This is a genomic window from Kaistella montana (assembly GCF_024436175.1).
Taxonomy (GTDB): domain Bacteria; phylum Bacteroidota; class Bacteroidia; order Flavobacteriales; family Weeksellaceae; genus Kaistella; species Kaistella montana.
This window is the reverse complement of sequence record NZ_JANFQP010000002.1, coordinates 437,119-457,221: the sequence shown is the minus strand read 5'-3', so window position 1 is coordinate 457,221 and position 20,103 is coordinate 437,119. Positions and strand designations below refer to the sequence as shown.

Sequence of the window (20,103 nt, the reverse complement as noted above, 5' to 3'; positions counted from 1 at the left end):
AAAAGTAAATGTCTAAATCTTTTGTTTTACTTTAAATGCCAAAGCATACATCAGTATAAATATAAAGGAAATAGCACTTGTTGCCAACACATTTAAGAATATTTCAAAGAATCTACTGAATTTAAAAAACTCAAGATATTGTACCAAAAGCTGGTGTAAAAAAATACTCGATAAGATGAAAAATAGATATTGAGACCACTGCAAGGATTGAAACGAAAAGAAATCCGTAGAAGTATCTGTTGAAGTTCGGAAAATTAAAGTTCGGAAATAGGCAATTACTGTTGTTGCAAAAGCGTTGATTCCCCAAGTGTACAAAAATGCATCAATTCCTAATCCCAAGATGAAACTGAGCGCCAAAAACTGAAAACGATTCCTAAAAAAAGGATAAAACATCACAAAAACCGGATACAGCACCGGTGTGTATTTTCCGAAAAGCGTAATGCGATTCAGCACGAAAATTTGTAATGCAACCAGCAAAACAATAATCAGGATATCGGTAAATAGGGTTCTGCTTATCATTTCTCTTTATTTATTGTTGCTTGTAGCGTATCCTGTATTTTTTGAACTTCGGCTTTTTTTAGGTTTTTCACCACATAAATTTTGCTCAGGTTGCCCATTTTTTCGCTCAATTCTACGGAAATATCCCAGAAACCGGTTTTGCTATCGACTTCATAGCCGGAAACTTTACCAATCATAATTCCTTGAGGAAAAATGGCTGATTTACCGTCGGTTACGATGGTGTCGCCAATTTGTAGTGGAACATATTTTGGAACATCCGAAAGGTGCATAATTCGAGAGTCATCGCCTTTCCAAGTTAAAGTTCCGAAATATCCAGATTTTTTTAAAGAAGCGTTGATTTTAATTTTATTTAAACTCAAAACGGATTGCACCAAAGCATAAGAATTCGTAGAATTGATCACGATTCCGGCGATTCCTTTTGGAGCCATTACGCCCATTTGTGGTAAAACACCATCTCTTCTTCCGCGGTTGATGGTGAAGTAATTATCTTTCCGGTTGATGCTGTTGAAAACGATTTCGCCGTCTACGAAAGTAAAAATTTGTCCGCCACCGATGGTATCGTGAACTTTTCTGAAATTAGGAATACCAGAAGTATTTTTTCCGTAAACCTGCTCCATCAGAACTTTATTTTGGGCAACAAGCTGCTCGTTGATTTGCTTCAGTTTAAGGTAAGAGGCACCTTCATCGATATATCCGGAAACCCATGAGTTGAGTGCTGCAGTTTGCCCTGAAATCCACGATTGTTGCATTGAGTTTCTGCTGAAAATCAATGCCAAAGCGGTGAGCTGCAGAAATAGGAAGAAAACGAACAAACCGTTCTTCGAAAATAATCGCAGCAAAAATCCCATCAGTTAATGTCGTAAAAAAGTTAAAAAATTATTTAATCAGGAAGTTGAATTTATCCATGTTTTTCAAAGCGATACCGGTTCCGCGAACCACCGCTCTCAACGGATCTTCTGCTACAAAAACCGGAAGACCTGTCTTCTTGTGAAGTCTGTCTGCAAGTCCTCTAAGCAATGCACCACCACCGGCAAGATAAATACCTGTTTTGTAGATGTCTGCAGCCAATTCAGGTGGAGTTAATGAAAGGGTTTCCATTACTGCATCTTCAATTCTGATGATCGATTTGTCTAATGCACGAGCGATTTCCTTGTAGTTCACCATAATTTCTTTTGGTTTACCAGTAATCAAATCACGTCCTTGAACTGGAATGTCCTCAATATCCACATCGAGTTCTTCCACGGCAGATCCTACTTCGATTTTTACTCTCTCAGCAGTTCTTTCACCGATATATAAATTGTGATGAGTTCTCAGGTAATATGCAATATCATTGGTGAAAACATCACCAGCGATTTTTACAGATTTGTCACAAACAATACCTCCTAAAGCCACTACAGCGATTTCGGTAGTACCACCACCTATGTCGATAATCATGTTACCTTCAGGTTTTTGTACATCAATTCCTACCCCGATTGCGGCAGCCATTGGTTCATAAATCAAACGAACTTCTTTAGCGTTTACTTTTTGTGCAGAATCTCTTACCGCTCTTTTTTCAACTTCGGTAATACCAGAAGGAATACAGATGACGATTTTTAAAGTAGGTTGAAAAAGTTTTCCTTTAATACCCGGAATTTGTTTGATGAACTCTTTAATCATGTGTTCAGAAGCATGAAAATCAGCAATTACCCCATCTTTCAAAGGACGGATGGTTTTGATGTCTTCATGGGTTTTCCCTTGCATGTGTTTCGCCTTTTCGCCTACTGCTATTGGTTTTCCAGTAGAACGCTCGATGGCTACAATCGATGGTTGATCGATAACGATCTTATTATTATGTATAATTAGTGTGTTCGCAGTTCCTAAGTCAATCGCAATATCTTGCGTGAACATATCAAATAACCCCATTTTTTCGTGATTTTTTTTAAGTGTACAAAGATATAAATTTAGAACCGTTCTAAAAATTACATTCTTACTAAATTTGGTTAAAATTTTATTAAAAATTGGAACCCCTTTCCTAATAACAATTTTGTGAAGCAATTATTTCATTTTTAATTAAAAAAGGTGAAATAACGACCGGGTTATTATAGATTTTAATGATAATTTTCATTTTGCGTAATCTTCACTAATTCAATTTAAAGTCTTAAATTTGCCGTTGCTTTATGAATCAGGATACCAACATTCACAAAACCGCCAATTTCGCTGTTCTCAGCGTCAGTTTCGAGAAAGCTGATGCCGAAACCAGAGGGAAATTCGCCTTTTTTGATGAGAACGTAAAAAATTTCGTCAATGCAATACATGACCAAAATATGGGTGATGCATTTGTGGTTTCTACTTGCAACCGCACCGAAATTTATACCACTACGCAGAATTATCTGTTGATTGCCGAACTTTATTGCAAAACTATCGGGGTGAGTCTTACGGAATTCATGCAGTACGTGAATATCTTGAAACACGAAGAAGCATTGAATCACCTTTTCAGAGTGGCGGCAGGTTTGGAAAGCCAGATCATTGGAGATTTTGAAATTATTGGGCAGATCAAAAATGCTTACCACCGTTTCAAAAAAGAGAAGAAAAATTCCAATCCATTTTTGGAAAGAGCGATCAATTCCGCAATTCAAATTTCAAAAAGAATTAAGAATGAAACCGGGATTTCCAATGGAGCAGCTTCGGTTTCTTATGCAGCGGTTCATTATATTTTAAAAAATCAAACTCAGATTTCCGACAAGAATATTTTGCTTTTAGGAGTTGGGGAAATTGGCCAGAATACGGTAGAAAATTTGGTAAAACACGTTTATAAACCGAAAGTAAAAGTAGCCAACAGAACTTCTGAGAAAGCCGAAAAAATTGCGGAAAAGTATAATATTCCACAAATTCCTTTCGATAATTTACACGAAGAACTCGCTGAAACCGATATTCTCATTGTGGCAACAGGAGCGCAACATCCGATTATTAATAAAACCCATTTTCCGAACGGAAAAGAAACATTGGTTATCGATCTTTCGATCCCGAATAATGTGGAGAAAAATGTTACTGAAAACGGCAATGTAAGTTTGGTAGATGTCGATCAACTTTCGCTTCACATCAGCGAAACGATGATGCAAAGACAAAAAGAAATTCCCAAAGCAGAAGGCATTATCAAAGAAATGACCAAGGATTTTGTGGAATGGGAAAAGAAAAGAAAACTGGCCCCCAATATTCATCATTTCAAAGCGGTATTGAAAAATATGGAACGCAACGAAATGCACAATATTCACAAAAAACATAAGTATGTTGATGTGAACGACATGCAACTTTCGGATAAACTGATCCAGAAAATCACCAACAGATTTGCGAAATATATTATCGATAATCCTCTGAAAGCGGAAGAAATCAGTAAATTGATGCACGAAATTTTAGTTGAACAGCCTAATAACGAATTCAATGAGAAGCATTAAAATTGGAACCAGAAATTCGCCGCTCGCATTGTGGCAAGCACGGGAAGTAGCAAGAAATCTGCAAAACAGAAATTTCATTACCGACATTACTCCGATTGTTTCCACAGGGGACAAAAATCTCACTCAACCTCTTTATTCATTGGGGATTACAGGCGTTTTCACGAAAGATCTCGATATTGCTTTGCTCAATAAAGAAGTGGATATCGCGGTACATTCTCTGAAAGATATTCCTACCGAATTGCCTGAAAACATTGAGATTATTGCAGTTTTAGAGAGAGATTATCCACAAGATGTTTTGGTGAGAAAAAAAGAATCGATTTCTCTGGATTTGAAGGACTTGAAAATCGCAACCAGCAGTTTGAGAAGACGTGCTTTTTGGCAAAAAGAATTTCCGGGAACGGAAATTTCAGATATCCGAGGAAACGTGCAAACACGTTTGAAAAAACTCGAAGAAAATGATTTTGACGCAACGCTCTTTTCGCTTGCGGCGATCAAAAGGATGGATTTAAACATTGATTATGAGCAACTTCCGATGATGATTTCGGCTCCTGCACAAGGTGTTGTTGCAATTTGTGGACGAGCTGATGATGCTGAAATCAAAGAAATATTTAAAGAAATCAACCATAGAAAAACACAAATTTGCATTGATATTGAAAGAAATTTCCTCAATACTTTAGAAGGAGGATGTACCGCACCAATCGGAGCTTTTGCTGAAATGAATGATCAAAATGAGATTCGTTTTCAAGCAAGATTATGTTCTTTGGACGGAAAAAACTGCATCGAAACGGACGAAATTTTCCAGTGGAACGAAACGGAGAACTTCGGGAAAATTTTGGCCGAAAAAGTATTGAATAATGGAGGTAGAGAACTAATGATGGAGATTAAAAATCAATTAAAATAGCAGAAAAACACTTCGTTTTCTTCTATTTTCAAAATTTGTTTCATGAAAATTCTTTTTACAAAAAAAATCAATCCATTAATGATTTCCAAGAAATTAGGAGGTCATTTTTCTTATGATTTTGTAGAAGTGATTAAAATAAATCCTTTGGAAGTTGAATCTTTTGATTTGAAAGATAAATCGTTGATTTTCACCAGTGTAAATGCGGTGAATTCGTTCTTTGATAATGATTTTCAACCCAATGAAAATTTCGTCGACCGCAATTTCAATAAGATTTATGCAGTAGGTGCGATGACTAAAAAACAACTTCGTAAGTTTGGTTTCGGAACCTTTAAAGTGACAAAAAACGCTAAAGAACTTGCAGAGTTTATCATTGAAAACAGTCCGAAAGAAAAGTTTCTGCATTTCTGTGGAAATCTTGCCTTAAATGTATTGAATAAAGCTTTGCCGTTGCAAAACATTTCCTACAAAAAAATCCCTGTTTACGAAACTGAGTTGCTTTTTCCGACAATTTCTACGAAATACGATGCGGTTTGTTTCTTTAGTCCGAGTGGTGTGCGTAGTTTTGCAAAGTTTAATTCTTTAGAAGATATTCAGGTGTTTTCAATTGGTCAAACTACCACGAAAGAGTTAGAAAAACTGACCCAAAAGCCCATAATAACAAGCTCTGAAAGCAATATCGATGATTTGCTGAATTTAATTTCTTCCCACTACAGCCCAGAAGTGGAGACAGAACAAAATAAACAATTATGATTAAAAACGACCTTTACTTAAAGGCATTACGAGGTGAAACCGTTGAAAGACCACCGGTTTGGATGATGAGACAGGCCGGAAGATTTTTGCCGGAATTCCGTGCGCTTCGTGATCAATACGATTTTTTCACAAGATGCCAAACTCCGGAACTCGCTGCGGAAATTACCATGATGCCGATCCGAAGATATCCTTTAGATGCAGCCATTCTTTTCTCTGATATTTTGGTAATTCCACAAGCGATGGGATTAGATTTTAAGATGAAAGAAAATGTAGGACCATGGCTTGACGAACCGATCCGAACTTTAGAACAAGTACAAAATATCCAAGTTCCTGATGTAAACGATACTTTAGGCTATGTATTTGATGCGATAGAAATTACCCTTCAAAAATTGGATCATGAAATTCCGTTAATCGGGTTTGCCGGTTCACCTTGGACGATTTTGTGCTACTGTGTGGAAGGAAAAGGTTCTAAAGCGTTTGAAATTGCCAAAACTTTCTGTTTTCAAAATTCGGAAGCGGCTCATCTTTTACTTCAAAAAATTACCGATACTACGATTGCTTACTTGAAAAGAAAAGTGGAAAAAGGCGTTTCTGCCGTTCAGATTTTCGATTCTTGGGGCGGAATGCTTTCTCCGGACGATTACGAGGAATTTTCTTGGAGATACATCAACCAAATTGTTGAAGCATTGAGTCCACTTACTCACGTAGTAGTTTTCGGGAAAGGTTGCTGGTTTGCTTTGGAAGAAATGACGATGTCTAAAGCTTCCGCACTTGGTGTCGATTGGACCATCAAACCTGAGTTTGCAAGAGTTCTAACAAATCATTCGATGACTTTACAAGGAAATTTTGATCCTGCAAGATTGCATTCTACACCAGAAACCATCAAAAAAATGGTGAACGAAATGATCAACCGATTCGGAAAAGATCGATATATCGTAAATCTCGGACACGGAATTTTACCGAATATTCCTTTGGAAAACGCCGAAGCTTTTATTAAAGCAGTGGTCGATTGGAAACCGAATTATTAGAAGCGCGAGCGAAGCGAGCGCCAAAAAGTTGAATCTAAAACAAATTAAAACGTGCTTCAAAGCACGTTTTTTTTATGCTTAAATATTTTCTGTTGAAGTTTCATAGTATAGCAATTCCACATCATCATCGGGAAGTGTTACCATTTTTTGGAATTTCAAACCTAATTTTTCAATCAGTTTTTGGGATGAAATATTTTCTTTGCTCGTAATTGCAGAAATTTTCTTTAAACTAAATTCTTCAACAGCCGTTGATAAAAGTTTTGAAGCAGATTCAAAACCATATCCATTTCCTTCAAATTCAGGAAGAAATGAAAATCCGATATCGTGTACATCCAATCCTTCTCTTTCAAAAATCCCCACAGAACCGATTTTTTTATTGTCTGTTTTTCGAACGATCAAATAATTCCCAAAACCTAGTTTTTCATACTGAGGAAGAAATTTTTGGGTGATATAATTGGCCGCATCTTCAGTGGTTTTTATGTTTCTATCTCCGATAAACTCAATGAATTTTGGAGAATTATAAAGTTCCAGAATAAATTCCGCGTCTTCCACAGACATTGGACACATGGTTAATCTTTCGGTTTCTAAATGGCTAAGTTTCTTCATTATATTCCTTTTTTTCCTGCGAGAATCATTTCGATCATTTTCACTTTTCTGTTTTCGCGGGTTTCGGGTTTTTTGGCTTCCACAATCCATCGAATGTACTCTTTTCGGTGAGTATAGCTCATTTTGTCGAAAAGTTCCTTGGCTTTTAGATTTTCATTAAAGACAATTTTTACATCATCGGGAATTTCTACAATGCGTTCTTCTTTATCTTCCCAGAGTTTTACAGATACTTCATCCCCAAAAGTTTTATCCAATTTTTCTCTGATTTCTTGGGTCAATCCGAGCATGTGGAAATTGCTTTTCATTTTGGCTAAACTTCCACGATATTCTACATGATCATCGAAAATTGCTTTGATTTTCACTTGTCCTTTTTTCCCGAAAAGTTCTTCTGTAGAAAAAGGAAATTCAACATATGCTGCATTTATTTTGCCATGTTGAGTGATTTTTCCTTTAAATGAAATGTGATCTTGTGTCATTTTAATCTAAACTGAATTCAAATTTAATTAAAATCACGGCATAAAAATGGAATGCTGTTCAAAAAAATTATAATGAAAAATATTTTAAAGAGTCTGGCTTTTGTTTTTGGATTATTAATAATGTTAAACTGCTCCTCGAGAAATCAAGTTTCAGAGCAAATCAACAGAAAATGGATGCTGATTGAATTTCAGGATTACACGAAAGATTTTTTGATGAAAAAAGGTGCGAATTTGGATTTAAGTACTAGAGATCAGTACGGTGCCAACATGGGTTGCAACAGAATATTTATGAAAGCAGATTTTAAGGGAGATGGAACAGTTGCTTTCTCGGGAATAGGAAGCACAATGATGTATTGTCAAGATGCCATGAAACTAGAAGAGGCTTTTGGAAAAGCTTTCCCTACAATGGTTCATTATAAAATCGAAGGACATTTTTTAACCCTCAAATCGAAAGACGGAAGTTCAATGAAATTTGTAGCTGCCGACTGGGATTAATCTTTTAACAGGTGAATGATGAATATCAACTCTGAAATTATAGGATTTGTGGCAGGAGGGTTGTCTTCAGCGCTTTTTGTTCCTCAAATTATTAAAATTCTAAAAGAAAAATCGGCCGAAGAAATTTCTATAATTACTTGTATTATAGGAGTTTTGAGTAGCGGTTTATGGTTGTGGTTTGGAATAGGGAAAAATCATATTTCAATGATTGTCACCAACAGTATTTCGGTGGTTGCTACGATGATTTTGATCGTGCTAAAGCTCATTTATAACAAAGAAAAAAACTAATTTTGTGAAATACAGATTAGAGAGAAAAATATATGTTAGATAATAAAGAACATTTGTACGAAAAAGCCGTACTCGTGGGTGTAATTACCCAAAACCAAGACGAAGATAAGGTCATAGAATACATGGATGAACTCGAGTTTCTTGCTTTAACTGCAGGAGCTACCGTGGTGAAGAGATTTACCCAAAAACTTACTCAGCCAGATTCTAAAACCTTCATCGGAAGTGGAAAAGCTCAAGAAATTAGAGAGTATGTGAAAGAAAATCACATCAATACCATCATTTTTGATGATGAACTTTCGCCTTCACAGCTTAAAAATCTTGAAAAAGAAATTGAAGTAAAAATCCTCGATAGAACCAACTTGATTCTCGATATTTTCGCGCAAAGAGCGCAAACTTCTTACGCAAGAACTCAGGTGGAATTAGCTCAATATCAGTATCTTTTGCCGAGGTTGACCAGAATGTGGACTCACCTCGAAAGACAAAAAGGGGGAATCGGGATGAGAGGTCCGGGTGAAACCGAAATTGAAACCGACCGACGAATTATCCGCGATAGAATTTCATTATTGAAAGAAAAACTGAAAACCATCGACAAGCAAATGTCAACACAGCGCCAAAACCGTGGAAAAGTGGTGCGTGCAGCGCTTGTAGGCTACACCAACGTTGGAAAATCAACTTTGATGAATGCCATTTCCAAATCGGAAGTTTTTGCGGAAAACAAACTTTTTGCAACACTTGACACTACGGTAAGAAAGGTAGTGATCGGGAATTTGCCGTTTTTGCTAACCGATACGGTTGGTTTCATCCGAAAGCTTCCCACTCAGCTTGTTGAAAGTTTCAAATCGACTTTGGATGAAGTTCGTGAAGCAGATTTGCTGATTCATGTAGTGGATATTTCGCATGAAAGTTTCGAAGATCACATCAATTCTGTCAACCAGATTTTAATGGAAATCAATGCGCATCAGAAACCGATGATTATGGTTTTCAATAAGATAGACGATTTCACTTACGAAAAAAAGGATGAAGATGATTTAACACCAGAAACTCGCAAAAATATTTCGCTCGAAGAATGGAAGAAAACCTGGATGTCGAAATCGAAGTATCCGACGGTTTTCATTTCGGCTTTGACCAAAGAAAATTTCTCGGAGATGAAAAAAATTATTTACGATGAGGTTTTGAAAATTCACATTTCACGATTTCCTTACAACGATTTCTTGTTTGAATATTACGACGACGAAGAAGCTGGAGAATAAAAATGAAAAGCAAAATATCTTTTGAGATCAAAGAAGCTTTAAAAGTGTTGGCACTTCCCGAAAAAGCTGAATTTTTTCCACGTTTTTTTAAAACAGGAAAGGGCGAATATGCAGAAGGCGACCAATTCATCGGGGTTACTGTACCGGATCAAAGGAAAATTGCAAAGGAATATTTTGCGAGCATTTCGTTGGAAGAGTTAAGTGAACTTCTAACTTCAAAAATCCATGAACATCGCCATTGTGCGCTGTTGATGTTGGTTTCCAAATTCGAAAAATCGAAATCTGCGGAAGAAAAATCGGAATTTGTTGAGTTTTATTTAAGACAAAAAAAATACGTCAACAATTGGGATTTGGTAGATAATTCTTGCTATAAAATTTTAGGAAGATTTTGTTTTGAAAACAATGATAATCGTGTGTTGAAAGCACTTTCGGAAGAAGAAAGTTTATGGAGCAAAAGAATGGCGGTGGTTGCAACGATGCATCATGTGAAGAAAGGAGAATTTGATTTGATGAAAGAATTGGTTCTAAAAAATCTACAACATCCCCACGATTTGATGCAAAAAGCGAATGGTTGGCTGCTTCGAGAAATGGGTGGAAAAAATGAAGAAGAATTGCTCAGTTTTCTTAATGAACATTACCAGAAAATGCCTCGAACTTCCCTTCGTTATGCGATTGAGAAGTTAGATGAAGGTCTTAGACAAGATTATTTAAAAGGTAGAATTTAATGGAAAACCTCTTCTACATCCGCGAGTTTGTTCATTACTTTTTTCATTTTGTATTTCCTTTGTTGGTGGCTAAAGTTTTCTTCCAAAATAATTGGCAAAAAGCTTATTTACTGATGCTTGCAACAATGCTGGTCGATTTGGATCATCTTTTTGCTCACCCGATTTTCGATCCTGATAGAAGTAGCGTTGGTTTTCATCCTTTGCATTCCTATCCAATAGTTGCGCTTTATTTCTTAGGGTTTATTTTTCTGAAAGGAAATTATAGAATTATTGCCTTAGGATTGGTTATTCATATGATTACCGATTTTCAGGATTTCTACCTTTGGAAATTAATTTATCGATAAGTTTTATCTAAAACGTTTTGATTTTCAATAGATTTTTTGTATAATTGTAAAAATCGAAAATTTATGAAAATAAAAAATATGTTAAGCTGGACGGTCGTTTTCCCGGTTTTAGCGTCGGTATTTTATCTTGGAGGATTTCTTACTGACACTATTTTCGCTAATATCACTGGCGCTCTCTTGTTATTTGCAACCGTTTTAGCAGCGGTACACCACGCCGAGGTGGTCGCTCATAAAGTGGGTGAACCTTACGGAACAATTATTCTCGCAATTTGTATCACGATATTGGAGGTAGGTTTGATTATTTCTTTTATGCTTTCCGGTGGAGAAGGCGCCATGACCTACGCTCGCGATACCGTTTTTGCTGCTGTAATGCTTATTCTCAATGGAATTTTGGGAATTTGTATCTGGATTGGAAGTTGGAAATATAAGGAACAACTTTTCATGCGCAGTTCTGCGACTACTTATTTGGTGAGTTTGGTAGCCATTCTCGTTCTTACATTGATTTTACCCAATTTTACCTCCAGTGCGCGCGGACCTTTCTATACCAATTCTCAACTTATTTTTGTTTCGCTGGCTTGTTTGGTAGTGTATGGATCTTTTCTAATGCTGCAAACCGTACGTCACAGAAATTACTTTATCGTTGAAGAACCTGATCATACGACTCATGAAGCCGATCCGCCAAGCAATGCGAAAACTATTATCAGTTTATTTTTGCTAATCGTTTGCCTTGCCGTGGTAATTTTTATGGCAAAAGGACTTTCACCAGTGATTGAAGATTTCGTAGAAAATATTGGTGCTCCGAGAGCTTTGGTGGGTGTAATTATTGCTTCCGTTGTATTATTACCCGAAGGTTTAGCTGCGATTCGAGCAGCGCGAAATAATCAAATTCAGTCTTCTATTAATTTGGGATTAGGTTCTGCGTTGGCAAGTGTTGGTTTAACAATTCCTGCAGTTTCGGTAGTTTGCGTGGTTTTCGATATCCCTTTTGTTCTGGGATTGGATATGAAATCGATTATTTTGCTTGCATTATCCGTATTTACAGTCATGCTTTCGCTCAGTAGAGGAAAAACCAATCACCTTTACGGGACGGTGCTTCTCGTCAATTTAGCGGCGTATATTTTTACGGTAATCGTTCCTTAAAATAAAATGGGCGGTTTTCTCAATGAAAAGGGAATCGCCCGTTTATCTTCTTGCCATTTGCATCTTATGTGCCATCAAATTGGCGATATTGGTGGCTTTGTAAATCGCGGTTTCTGCCATTTCACCTACAAAATTTTCTTCCACAGTTTCCGTCCACAGTTTTACCCAATGGGCAAAATGTTCTTTCTCCATCGCTACTTTTTCATTAATCGGAAAATGCATCGCCATAGGATTACCTTTATAAGAAATTTGTCCGAAAAGCAGTGTTTCCCAAAATGAATACATCTTCGGCAAATGCTTTTCCCAATTCACTTTTGCTACGTCATTGAAAAAAAAGCCAATCGTTTCATCATCAGCAACTTTATCATAAAACCGATTGACGAGCAACTCAATATCTTCTCTTGTTTCCAGCTTTTTCATACATCAAATTTAAGATTTTTCACGAAGAGATTCGCATGATTTCTTTATTAAATATTTTGGGCGGACAATTCGCGCTATCCGCTACTACTCCTCAGTCGGCGGCTCCACTTCGTTCCGCCGCCTCCTTGCGGGGTAACCGCTACTATCGCGGCCGCGGTTCGGAATTTATCGACCATTTATTTTCCAAAATAAACTTACTTTTGCATCATGAATTTAGAATTCTATAAAAATCAGGCGCTTCTCAAACAGAAAGAACATAAAAAGTTTCTCGATAACCTGAAAAAACGCCCCCCGAAAAATCTCGATTATATCGTTCAGGATACTCACGATGAGGTTTTCAGTAAAATTGATTGTTTGCAATGCGCCAATTGTTGCAAAACGACGGGTCCGCTTTTTACCGAAAAAGATATCGAGAGAATCGCCAAACATCTTCGCATGAAATCGGCAGATTTTGAACAGAAATATTTAAGAACAGACGAAGAAAACGACAAAGTTTTGCAAGATTTACCTTGCTGGTTTCTGAATACAGATAATACTTGTTCCATTTACGAAGTCCGTCCGAAAGCTTGCCGTGAATTTCCACATACCGATCGGAAGAAGATTTACCAGATCAATCATCTCACCATCAAAAACACGGTAATTTGTCCTGCAGCCTTCGAATTTGTAGAAAAAATCCAGAGGAATCTGGAGAAGAAATGAATCTAAATAAATCATAAACTCTTTTAAATTCAGTTAAAGTTGAGCTCTTGATATAATTCTGCTCCAAAAACGACGTTTTAAAATCATTACTAACCAAAAATAAAAAGTATTATGAAAAAGTCGTTGTTAGCAGTCGTTTTTTTAGCTGCAGGAGTAAGTTTAGCAAATGCACAAAGTACCGAAGTAGCTAAAGAAGCAAAAACAGACAAAGCGGTAAAAACAGAAGTAAAAGTTGAAGAAAACGCAGAAGCAACTGCACAAGCGCCAACTTTTAAAAAAGAAAGTGTAGCAGTGAAAAAAGAAGAAGAAACCGCAGCTCTAAAAACAGAAACTTCTGCGGAACTCAAACAAGAAGTTTCTGCAACAAAAACCGAGGAGAAAAAGTAAGAATATTTCCCAAAAGTAAAAATGAAAGAAAATCCTGCAGTAACGCAGGATTTTTTGTGGATGATAAGCAAAAATAAAAAGCATTGAAAATCAATGCTTTTTATCCTTTCATTTTACTTTTTACCCATTTTCCCGGGACAGGAATATCAATGAAAAAAGTCTGGGGAAATTTCCTCAGACCTTTTTGTTTTATACCACTCCTTGAGCCAGCATTGCTTCAGCAACTTTCACGAAACCAGCGATGTTTGCACCTTTCACATAGTTTACGTAGCCGTTTTCTTCTTTACCGTAATCTCTACAAGCTTTGTGGATTCCGATCATAATTTCTTTTAATCTTGCATCCACTTCTTCGGAAGACCAGTTCAAACGGATGGAGTTTTGTGTCATTTCCAAACCTGAAGTAGCTACACCACCTGCATTGGACGCTTTTCCGGGAGAGAAAAGTACTTTATTATCCAAGAAATAATTGATGGCATCCAAAGTTGAAGGCATGTTCGCTGCTTCTGTAACGCAGATTACGCCGTTTGAAACGAGGTTTTTAGCATCTTCTAAGTGAAGTTCGTTTTGTGTTGCGGCAGGAATTGCGACATCACATTTCACTTCCCAAGGACGTTTTCCAGCGTGGAATTCGGCAGAAGGGAATTTCTTCGCATAATCTTCAGCACGGTTGTTTCCGGAAGCTCTTAATTCTAATAGATAATCGATTTTTTCACCGGTGATACCGTCTTTATCATAAATATAGCCATCAGGACCAGAGATGGTAACCGCTTTTCCGCCTAATTCTTCTACCTTTTTAATTACACCCCACGCAACATTTCCAAAACCGGAAACCGTAACTGTTTTCCCTTTGAAATCTTGTCCAATAGTTTTCAGCATTTGCTCAGCGAAATAAACAACGCCGTAGCCAGTTGCTTCCGGACGAATCAATGAACCACCGTAAGCAAGACCTTTTCCGGTAAGAACTCCGGTAAATTCGTTTCTGATTTTTTTATATTGACCGAATAAATATCCGATTTCTCTCGCTCCAACTCCGATATCTCCTGCAGGAACATCCGTTTCTGGGCCAATATGTTTGCACATTTCCGTCATGAAAGCTTGGCAAAAACGCATCACTTCCATATCCGATTTTCCTTGTGGATCGAAATCTGAACCTCCTTTTCCACCGCCCATTGGCAAAGTAGTAAGAGAGTTTTTGAAAGTTTGTTCGAATGCTAAAAATTTAAGAACGGATAAATTTACAGTAGGATGGAAACGGATTCCGCCTTTGTAAGGTCCAATTGCAGAGTTCATTTGGATTCTGAATCCTCTGTTCACTTGGATTTCTCCTTTGTCATCAACCCAAGGAACTCGGAAGATGATGGTTCTTTCGGGCTCTGCCATTCTTTCCAAAAGCTTCATTCCTGTATATTCTTTTCTGGTAGCGATAAAAGGAATTACCGTTACCGCAACTTCTTTTACTGCCTGAAGGAATTCTGGCTCATTAGGGTTTTTTGCCTCTATTTTGGCGATAAACTCCTGAATTTTTTGCTCTACATTATAGTGTTCCATAAAGGTTGAATATTATTGTCAACAAATTTAATTTTTTTTTCAAAACTTGCAAGATAAATTTTAATAATTACTAAAATATTAATAATTTAACGCTTTATTTTTGTTAAATTGATAATATTTACATTAATAATATAGATAATTGAATGTTATGCAAATATTAATAAATTTTTAAAAATCGCCTATTTTTAAAGTGCAAGATATTGTCTTCCCGAAAGTGCTTTGATGAATCCGGAAATTTCCATTTGAAGCAAATCGGGCAAAATTTTATAGCTTGGAATGTCGAGTTTTTCCGAAATTTCATCAAGCGAAGAGGGCGTATTTTTATCCAAAATTTCCCAAATAGCCAACTGGTTTTCTGGAAGATGAATTTTGATTTCTGAAGTTGGAAATAGTTCACCTATTTTTGAGTTATCATTTTGAAAACCAAGTTGTTCGGATAAGGATTGAATGGTAGAAATTGCAGCTGCTTTGTTCTGGAAAATCAATTGATTACAGCCTTGGCTGAATTTATCGGATATTTTTCCAGGCAATGCATAAACTTCCCGATTGTAATTGTTGGCAAATGTAGCGGTGCTGATTGAGCCGCCTCCAAATGCAGTTTCCACAACGATTGTCGCGGGCGATAATCCTGCGATAATCCGATTTCTTTGGATGAAATTCTCGCGGTCGGGTTTTTGTGAACTGTTGAATTCGGTGAAAAGAACGCCGTTTTCTTCCAGTATTTTTTCCGAAAGTTTTTTGTTTTTGGAAGGATAAAGCGTGTGGAAACCATGAGCTAATATCGCAATCGTTGGGATATTATTTTTCAAAGAAGATTCGTGGACTTCGGTATCAACTCCTAAAGCCAACCCACTTATCGTCACGATATTTTTGGTTTTATTGTGTTCCAAAAAATCGTGAACGAAATGTTTTCCGTAAGAGGTAATATTTCTGGTTCCGACCAAACTAATGGGTTTCAGTGAAGAATTAAAGTTCCCTTTTTGGTACAGAATTGCGGGTGCATCATCGCATTCGTTCAGCAATTGCGGCAAATCTCCGAGGTGGCGTAAGTTGATTTTGATCTGATTATTTTCACAGAATTTCAGTTCATTTTCTGCGAATTTTAAATGTTCGGGATTGCCAATTTCTCGGGAAATTTTTTGTCCAATTCCGTAGATGTTGTTCAACCCGGTTTTGGTCAGTTCCCATACTTCTTTTGCGGAACCAGCCTCATTTACAAGCTTTCGGAAGATCGAATCTCCGATAAGAGGGCAGTGCCGAAGTGCAATAGAATAGAGTGTTTCTTCGGAAAACATTTCATATTTTTTTCAAATTTATGAAAATTATCCATTTTTTCTGATCTCATCTAAATGATCCCATAAATCTTCTTTTTTGCGGTAAGGAAGTTCCATAAAATCTTCCGGATGGTTTTCTTTGTATTCTTGCCAAAGCTTATCATCTTTTTCGCTATAATAATTGGGGAATTGCCAAATGAATTTTTTGGTTTTCTCACCAGTTTTCCTAAAAACAAAGGCAAGGATAATTCCTACAACAGCACCGGAAAGATGAGATTGCCAAGAAATTCTGCTCGGTTCTGGAAGGTTTGAGAAAAGTTCCTCGGGCATTACGCCCCAAATTAAACTTCCATAATATAATGCAACTACCAAAGAGACGGTCAAAAGTTTCATATTCCAACGGAAAACGCCACTAAAAAATAGGAAAAACGCTAAAACATAAACAATTCCGCTGGCTCCGATGATGCAGACGTGGTTGTAAGCCCCAGTGAAGATATCTATCGGGGGTAAAAGCCATACTAAAAATGCAGAAACGAGCCATCCGAGAAAGAAAATCTTGGTAGCAATAGGACGATAAAATTGGAATAATAAAAAAATGAGTACAAATATCGGTACCGAATTTCCGAAAAGATGATCGATATTACCATGAAGAAAAGGAGAGAAGAAAATTCCCTTCAAACCCGAAGGATTGAGTGGAATAATGGCTCCGCTGCATCCTTCAAATAAGCCGAGATATTGCAGCAAAAAACCCAACCACATCGCTGAAACCATGATGGTGGCATATATTACCGCTTTGTAATTGAGAGTTTCTTTTAACATCAATCTCTTTTTGTCAAAATTGTAGCCAATATAATAATTAAGTAAATATGGCTAAAGTTTTCATTAAAATAAATAAAAATCAGACAAAAAGTAATAAAACATTCGTAATGAATTTTATAGAATTATTAGTTTGGCTTAAATTTGCATCATATGAGAAAGTTTATTGCCATTATTCTATTGTTTTTTGCAGTTTTTGTTTTCGCGCAGCGAGACCGAGAAATTCTTAAAGAAATCGATTCAATTTCGCAGAGAAGATGGGATTCTGTTTCGCTGGATTTGGATAGTTTGTCGAACCCGAAACTCATCAATTTCGACCGACATTTCAAAGATACCATCGTGATTCGCGATAAAGTGGTGATGTCGAATCTTACTCAAGAATTGCCGATTACTCCTTATAATATGCTCAAGTTGAAAGATCCGATCAAATGGTTTTATTATGGCAGTAATAATCTGGTTTTCAACCAATCTTCATTTTCAAATTGGAATTCCGGAGGAAATAATAATATCGGCATTATTGGAAAAATTAATTATAATTTAAGTTATAAAAACAACAAACATTTCCTAGATAATACTTTGCAGATGGGCTATGGTTTTGTTGCTTCACAAGGAGAATCGTCTCGGAAGACAGAAGATTATATGAACCTCATGACCAATTACGGCTACGATATTGGTAAAGATTTTTATCTTTCTACAGGTTTTCAGTTCCTTTCGCAATTTTCACCAGGATTTAATTATACAGATACCCCAGATCCTGAATTTAAAGATCGTGTTTCCCGCTTCATGTCACCTGGATATTTGAATGCCGGTTTGGGTATTTCCTACAATCCTAATGAAGATTTTCAGGTAATTTTTCGTCCGGTCAATGGGAAATTTACTTTCATTACCGATCCGCTGTTGCAAAAAGCAGGGAAATATGGTTTGGAAAAAGACGGGCAAAGCGTGAGATCGGAGCTTGGAGCCTTGGTGAATGTATTGTATCGACTAAAAATTTATAAAGACATCAATTTGGTGAATCAGATCAATTTCTTCAGCAACTATATTTTTCATCCGGAAAGAGTTGATATTGCTTATAACGGAACGCTAAATATTAGATTTAATAAATTTATTTCTACGGTGGTGAGTTTAGATTTGCTGTATGACCATGATCAATTGCAAAAATTACAGATGAAACAGACTTTGGGAGTAGGTTTTTCCTATAATTTAGGGTTTGAAAACAAAGAGAAAAATAAAAAATTGATTAAGCCTTTTGTGGCTGATTGATAATAGTGCTTTAAACATTCCAAAACTCCCGATCAAGACTTCGATATTGAATGGCTTCGGAAATATGGGCAGAATTGAGGTTTTCTTGAAGTTCCAAATCAGCGATTGTTCGGGCTACTTTTAGAATCCTGTCGTACGCTCTTGCTGAAAGATTGAGTTTTTCCATGGCGGTTTTTATTAAACCTTGTGAAACTTCGTCTAGTTCACAGTGTTTTTCGATTTCTTTCGGGCCCATTTGTGCGTTATAATGAATTTCGGAATCCTGATATCTTTTAGATTGAATTTCCCTTGCTTTCAGTACACGTGCACGGATTTCTTCGCTTTTTTCGCCTTTTCGTTTGTCGGTAAGCTGGTTAAATTCTACCTTTTGCACTTCAATATGAATGTCAATTCGATCCAAAAGTGGCCCGGAAAGTTTGTTCATATATCGTTGCATTTCTAATTGAGAAGAAGTATTGTTGGGATCATCCGGGAAATAACCGCTCGGACTCGGGTTCATGCTTGCCACCAACATAAAACTCGCCGGATAATTCACTGTGAATTTTGCCCTTGAAATCGTTACTTCCCGATCTTCCAGCGGTTGTCTCATTACTTCCAGAACGGTTCTTTTAAATTCCGGCATTTCATCCAAAAATAAAACGCCATTATGAGCTAGCGAAATTTCTCCAGGTTGAGGATAACTTCCGCCTCCAACTAGTGCTACGTCCGAAATCGTGTGGTGAGGGCTGCGAAACGGGCGAACCGTCATCAGTGAAGTTTCTGTCCCGATTTTTCCAGCGACAGAATGAATTTTGGTGGTTTCTAAAGCTTCTTTTAAAGTTAAAGGAGGAAGAATACTCGGAACTCTTTTTGCGAGCATGGTTTTTCCGCTTCCAGGTGGACCTATTAAAATAATATTGTGTCCGCCGGCTGCAGCTACTTCCATGGCTCTTTTTGCGGTTTCTTGGCCTTTTACCTCTGAAAAATCTGTAGAAAAGAAATTGATTTTTTCATGGAATTCTTTGCGGGTATCGATGGTGGTTCTTTCTAATGGAACTCCAGCATTAAAAAAATCGATAACTTCTTTGATGTTTTCGATTCCATAAACCTCGAGTTGGTTTACAATTGCGGCTTCACGGATATTTTGTTTAGGAAGAATAATTCCTTTGAAACCTTCTTCACGCGCTTTGATAGCAATGGGCAAAACACCTTTGATGGGAAGCAATCCACCATCGAGAGAAAGTTCACCCATAATGATGTAGTCACCAATGTTTTCTGCAACGATTTGCTCGGAAGCGGCTAGAATTCCCAAAGCAATACTGAGGTCGTAGGCGGATCCTTCCTTTCGTAAATCGGCAGGAGCCATGTTGATGGTGATTTTTTTACCGGGAATTTTGTATCCTACATTTTTCAATGCAGCTGAAATCCGGTAGCTACTTTCTTTGATGGCATTATCAGGAAGACCTACCAAATGATAGCCGACTCCCGAAGTATCTACATTGACCTCGATGGTAATCGTCTGGGCAGAAACCCCATGAATGGCACTTCCGTAAACTTTTACTAACATATCCGTGTTTTAAAATAAAATTAGTAAAAATATTTGAAATGATGGAATTTAGTAAAAAAGAAGTATTTGAAATAAAAAAAGCCTCACATTTCTGTGAAGCTTTTTACAAGTGTGGGTCCTGAGGGATTCGAACCCCCGACTTCCAGGATATAATCCTGTAACTCTAACCAACTGAGCCTCTATACATTATTTAATCG

23 protein-coding genes are annotated in these 20,103 nt (G+C 37.0%); 13 read left to right on the top strand and 10 right to left on the bottom strand.

From position 1 onward, the window contains the following. Positions 1–12: 12 nt before the first annotated feature. The 3 genes from NOV28_RS08360 to NOV28_RS08350 are packed head-to-tail and all read right to left on the bottom strand — an operon-like array spanning position 13 to position 2,421. The gene (locus NOV28_RS08360) at positions 13–519 is read right to left on the bottom strand and encodes a rod shape-determining protein MreD (protein WP_255929666.1); all 507 of its coding nucleotides are present in this window, start codon (positions 517–519) and stop codon (positions 13–15) included. After that, positions 516–1,367: a rod shape-determining protein MreC gene (gene mreC / locus NOV28_RS08355; protein ID WP_255929664.1), complete on the bottom strand. Its 852-nt coding sequence runs from the start codon at positions 1,365–1,367 to the stop codon at positions 516–518. The genes NOV28_RS08360 and mreC overlap by 4 nt, the downstream gene beginning before the upstream one ends. 28 nt (positions 1,368–1,395) lie before the next feature. Continuing rightward, positions 1,396–2,421: a rod shape-determining protein gene (locus NOV28_RS08350; protein WP_255929662.1), complete on the bottom strand. Its 1,026-nt coding sequence runs from the start codon at positions 2,419–2,421 to the stop codon at positions 1,396–1,398. 254 nt (positions 2,422–2,675) lie between these two features. Here NOV28_RS08350 and hemA point away from each other — a divergent pair, with 254 nt between their 5' ends. The 4 genes from hemA to hemE are packed head-to-tail and all read left to right on the top strand — an operon-like array spanning position 2,676 to position 6,629. Next, positions 2,676–3,950: a glutamyl-tRNA reductase gene (hemA, locus tag NOV28_RS08345; RefSeq protein WP_255929660.1), complete on the top strand. Its 1,275-nt coding sequence runs from the start codon at positions 2,676–2,678 to the stop codon at positions 3,948–3,950. Then, on the top strand, positions 3,937–4,851 hold the full coding sequence (gene hemC / locus NOV28_RS08340) for a hydroxymethylbilane synthase (RefSeq protein ID WP_255929658.1): 915 nt from the start codon (positions 3,937–3,939) through the stop codon (positions 4,849–4,851). The genes hemA and hemC overlap by 14 nt, the downstream gene beginning before the upstream one ends. A 42-nt stretch (positions 4,852–4,893) precedes the next feature. Beyond that, positions 4,894–5,601 (top strand): uroporphyrinogen-III synthase, encoded by a 708-nt coding sequence (locus NOV28_RS08335; RefSeq protein ID WP_255929649.1) that lies wholly within the window; start codon positions 4,894–4,896, stop codon positions 5,599–5,601. Next, on the top strand, positions 5,598–6,629 hold the full coding sequence (gene hemE, locus NOV28_RS08330; RefSeq protein ID WP_255929648.1) for a uroporphyrinogen decarboxylase: 1,032 nt from the start codon (positions 5,598–5,600) through the stop codon (positions 6,627–6,629). The genes NOV28_RS08335 and hemE overlap by 4 nt, the downstream gene beginning before the upstream one ends. A gap of 78 nt (positions 6,630–6,707) precedes the next feature. On the opposite strand, the gene NOV28_RS08325 is transcribed toward hemE, so the two are convergent. Together NOV28_RS08325 and NOV28_RS08320 are read right to left on the bottom strand one after the other, a co-directional pair. Then, complete coding sequence (locus NOV28_RS08325; RefSeq protein ID WP_255929646.1) at positions 6,708–7,235, bottom strand: GNAT family N-acetyltransferase; 528 nt, start codon at positions 7,233–7,235, stop codon at positions 6,708–6,710. Continuing rightward, a complete protein-coding gene (locus NOV28_RS08320; RefSeq protein ID WP_255929645.1) occupies positions 7,235–7,711 on the bottom strand; it encodes a YdeI/OmpD-associated family protein in 477 nt (158 codons plus the stop codon). The genes NOV28_RS08325 and NOV28_RS08320 overlap by 1 nt, the downstream gene beginning before the upstream one ends. A gap of 120 nt (positions 7,712–7,831) precedes the next feature. Between NOV28_RS08320 and NOV28_RS08315 the strand changes: the two genes are divergently transcribed. The 6 genes from NOV28_RS08315 to NOV28_RS08290 all read left to right on the top strand — a co-directional run bounded on the left by NOV28_RS08315 (position 7,832) and on the right by NOV28_RS08290 (position 11,953). Next, positions 7,832–8,206, top strand: coding sequence for an META domain-containing protein (locus tag NOV28_RS08315; protein WP_255929643.1), 375 nt, complete (start codon positions 7,832–7,834; stop codon positions 8,204–8,206). 15 nt (positions 8,207–8,221) lie between these two features. Beyond that, positions 8,222–8,494 (top strand): SemiSWEET family sugar transporter, encoded by a 273-nt coding sequence (locus tag NOV28_RS08310; protein WP_255929641.1) that lies wholly within the window; start codon positions 8,222–8,224, stop codon positions 8,492–8,494. A gap of 32 nt (positions 8,495–8,526) precedes the next feature. Beyond that, positions 8,527–9,744, top strand: a complete 1,218-nt coding sequence (gene hflX, locus NOV28_RS08305) for a GTPase HflX (protein WP_255929630.1) — start codon at positions 8,527–8,529, stop codon at positions 9,742–9,744. A 2-nt stretch (positions 9,745–9,746) separates the two neighbouring features. Beyond that, the gene (locus NOV28_RS08300; RefSeq protein ID WP_255929628.1) at positions 9,747–10,469 is read left to right on the top strand and encodes a DNA alkylation repair protein; all 723 of its coding nucleotides are present in this window, start codon (positions 9,747–9,749) and stop codon (positions 10,467–10,469) included. After that, positions 10,469–10,813, top strand: a complete 345-nt coding sequence (locus NOV28_RS08295) for a DUF6122 family protein (protein ID WP_255929626.1) — start codon at positions 10,469–10,471, stop codon at positions 10,811–10,813. Before NOV28_RS08300 ends, NOV28_RS08295 begins: the two co-directional genes overlap by 1 nt. Positions 10,814–10,876: 63 nt before the next feature. Further along, positions 10,877–11,953, top strand: a complete 1,077-nt coding sequence (locus NOV28_RS08290) for a calcium:cation antiporter (RefSeq protein WP_255929624.1) — start codon at positions 10,877–10,879, stop codon at positions 11,951–11,953. A gap of 42 nt (positions 11,954–11,995) precedes the next feature. Here NOV28_RS08290 and NOV28_RS08285 read toward each other — a convergent pair whose 3' ends face one another. After that, complete coding sequence (locus NOV28_RS08285) at positions 11,996–12,373, bottom strand: group III truncated hemoglobin (RefSeq protein ID WP_255929622.1); 378 nt, start codon at positions 12,371–12,373, stop codon at positions 11,996–11,998. 207 nt (positions 12,374–12,580) lie between these two features. Here NOV28_RS08285 and NOV28_RS08280 point away from each other — a divergent pair, with 207 nt between their 5' ends. Together NOV28_RS08280 and NOV28_RS08275 are read left to right on the top strand one after the other, a co-directional pair. Further along, on the top strand, positions 12,581–13,072 hold the full coding sequence (locus tag NOV28_RS08280; protein ID WP_255929620.1) for a YkgJ family cysteine cluster protein: 492 nt from the start codon (positions 12,581–12,583) through the stop codon (positions 13,070–13,072). Positions 13,073–13,183: 111 nt separating this feature from the next. After that, positions 13,184–13,459 carry a hypothetical protein gene (locus tag NOV28_RS08275; protein WP_255929618.1) on the top strand — a complete coding sequence of 92 codons (276 nt, stop codon included), beginning with the start codon at positions 13,184–13,186 and terminating at the stop codon, positions 13,457–13,459. A gap of 189 nt (positions 13,460–13,648) precedes the next feature. On the opposite strand, the gene gdhA is transcribed toward NOV28_RS08275, so the two are convergent. The 3 genes from gdhA to NOV28_RS08260 form a co-directional block, all read right to left on the bottom strand. Next, a complete protein-coding gene (gene gdhA / locus NOV28_RS08270; protein WP_255929616.1) occupies positions 13,649–15,007 on the bottom strand; it encodes an NADP-specific glutamate dehydrogenase in 1,359 nt (452 codons plus the stop codon). 185 nt (positions 15,008–15,192) lie between these two features. Beyond that, the gene (gene dprA, locus NOV28_RS08265; protein WP_255929614.1) at positions 15,193–16,302 is read right to left on the bottom strand and encodes a DNA-processing protein DprA; all 1,110 of its coding nucleotides are present in this window, start codon (positions 16,300–16,302) and stop codon (positions 15,193–15,195) included. A 27-nt stretch (positions 16,303–16,329) separates the two neighbouring features. After that, on the bottom strand, positions 16,330–17,100 hold the full coding sequence (locus NOV28_RS08260; protein WP_255929604.1) for a rhomboid family intramembrane serine protease: 771 nt from the start codon (positions 17,098–17,100) through the stop codon (positions 16,330–16,332). 150 nt (positions 17,101–17,250) lie between these two features. Here NOV28_RS08260 and NOV28_RS08255 point away from each other — a divergent pair, with 150 nt between their 5' ends. Further along, on the top strand, positions 17,251–18,360 hold the full coding sequence (locus NOV28_RS08255; RefSeq protein ID WP_255929602.1) for a DUF3078 domain-containing protein: 1,110 nt from the start codon (positions 17,251–17,253) through the stop codon (positions 18,358–18,360). Between the two features lie 10 nt (positions 18,361–18,370). Here NOV28_RS08255 and NOV28_RS08250 read toward each other — a convergent pair whose 3' ends face one another. Beyond that, on the bottom strand, positions 18,371–19,906 hold the full coding sequence (locus NOV28_RS08250; RefSeq protein WP_255929600.1) for a YifB family Mg chelatase-like AAA ATPase: 1,536 nt from the start codon (positions 19,904–19,906) through the stop codon (positions 18,371–18,373). Positions 19,907–20,103: the final 197 nt, after the last annotated feature.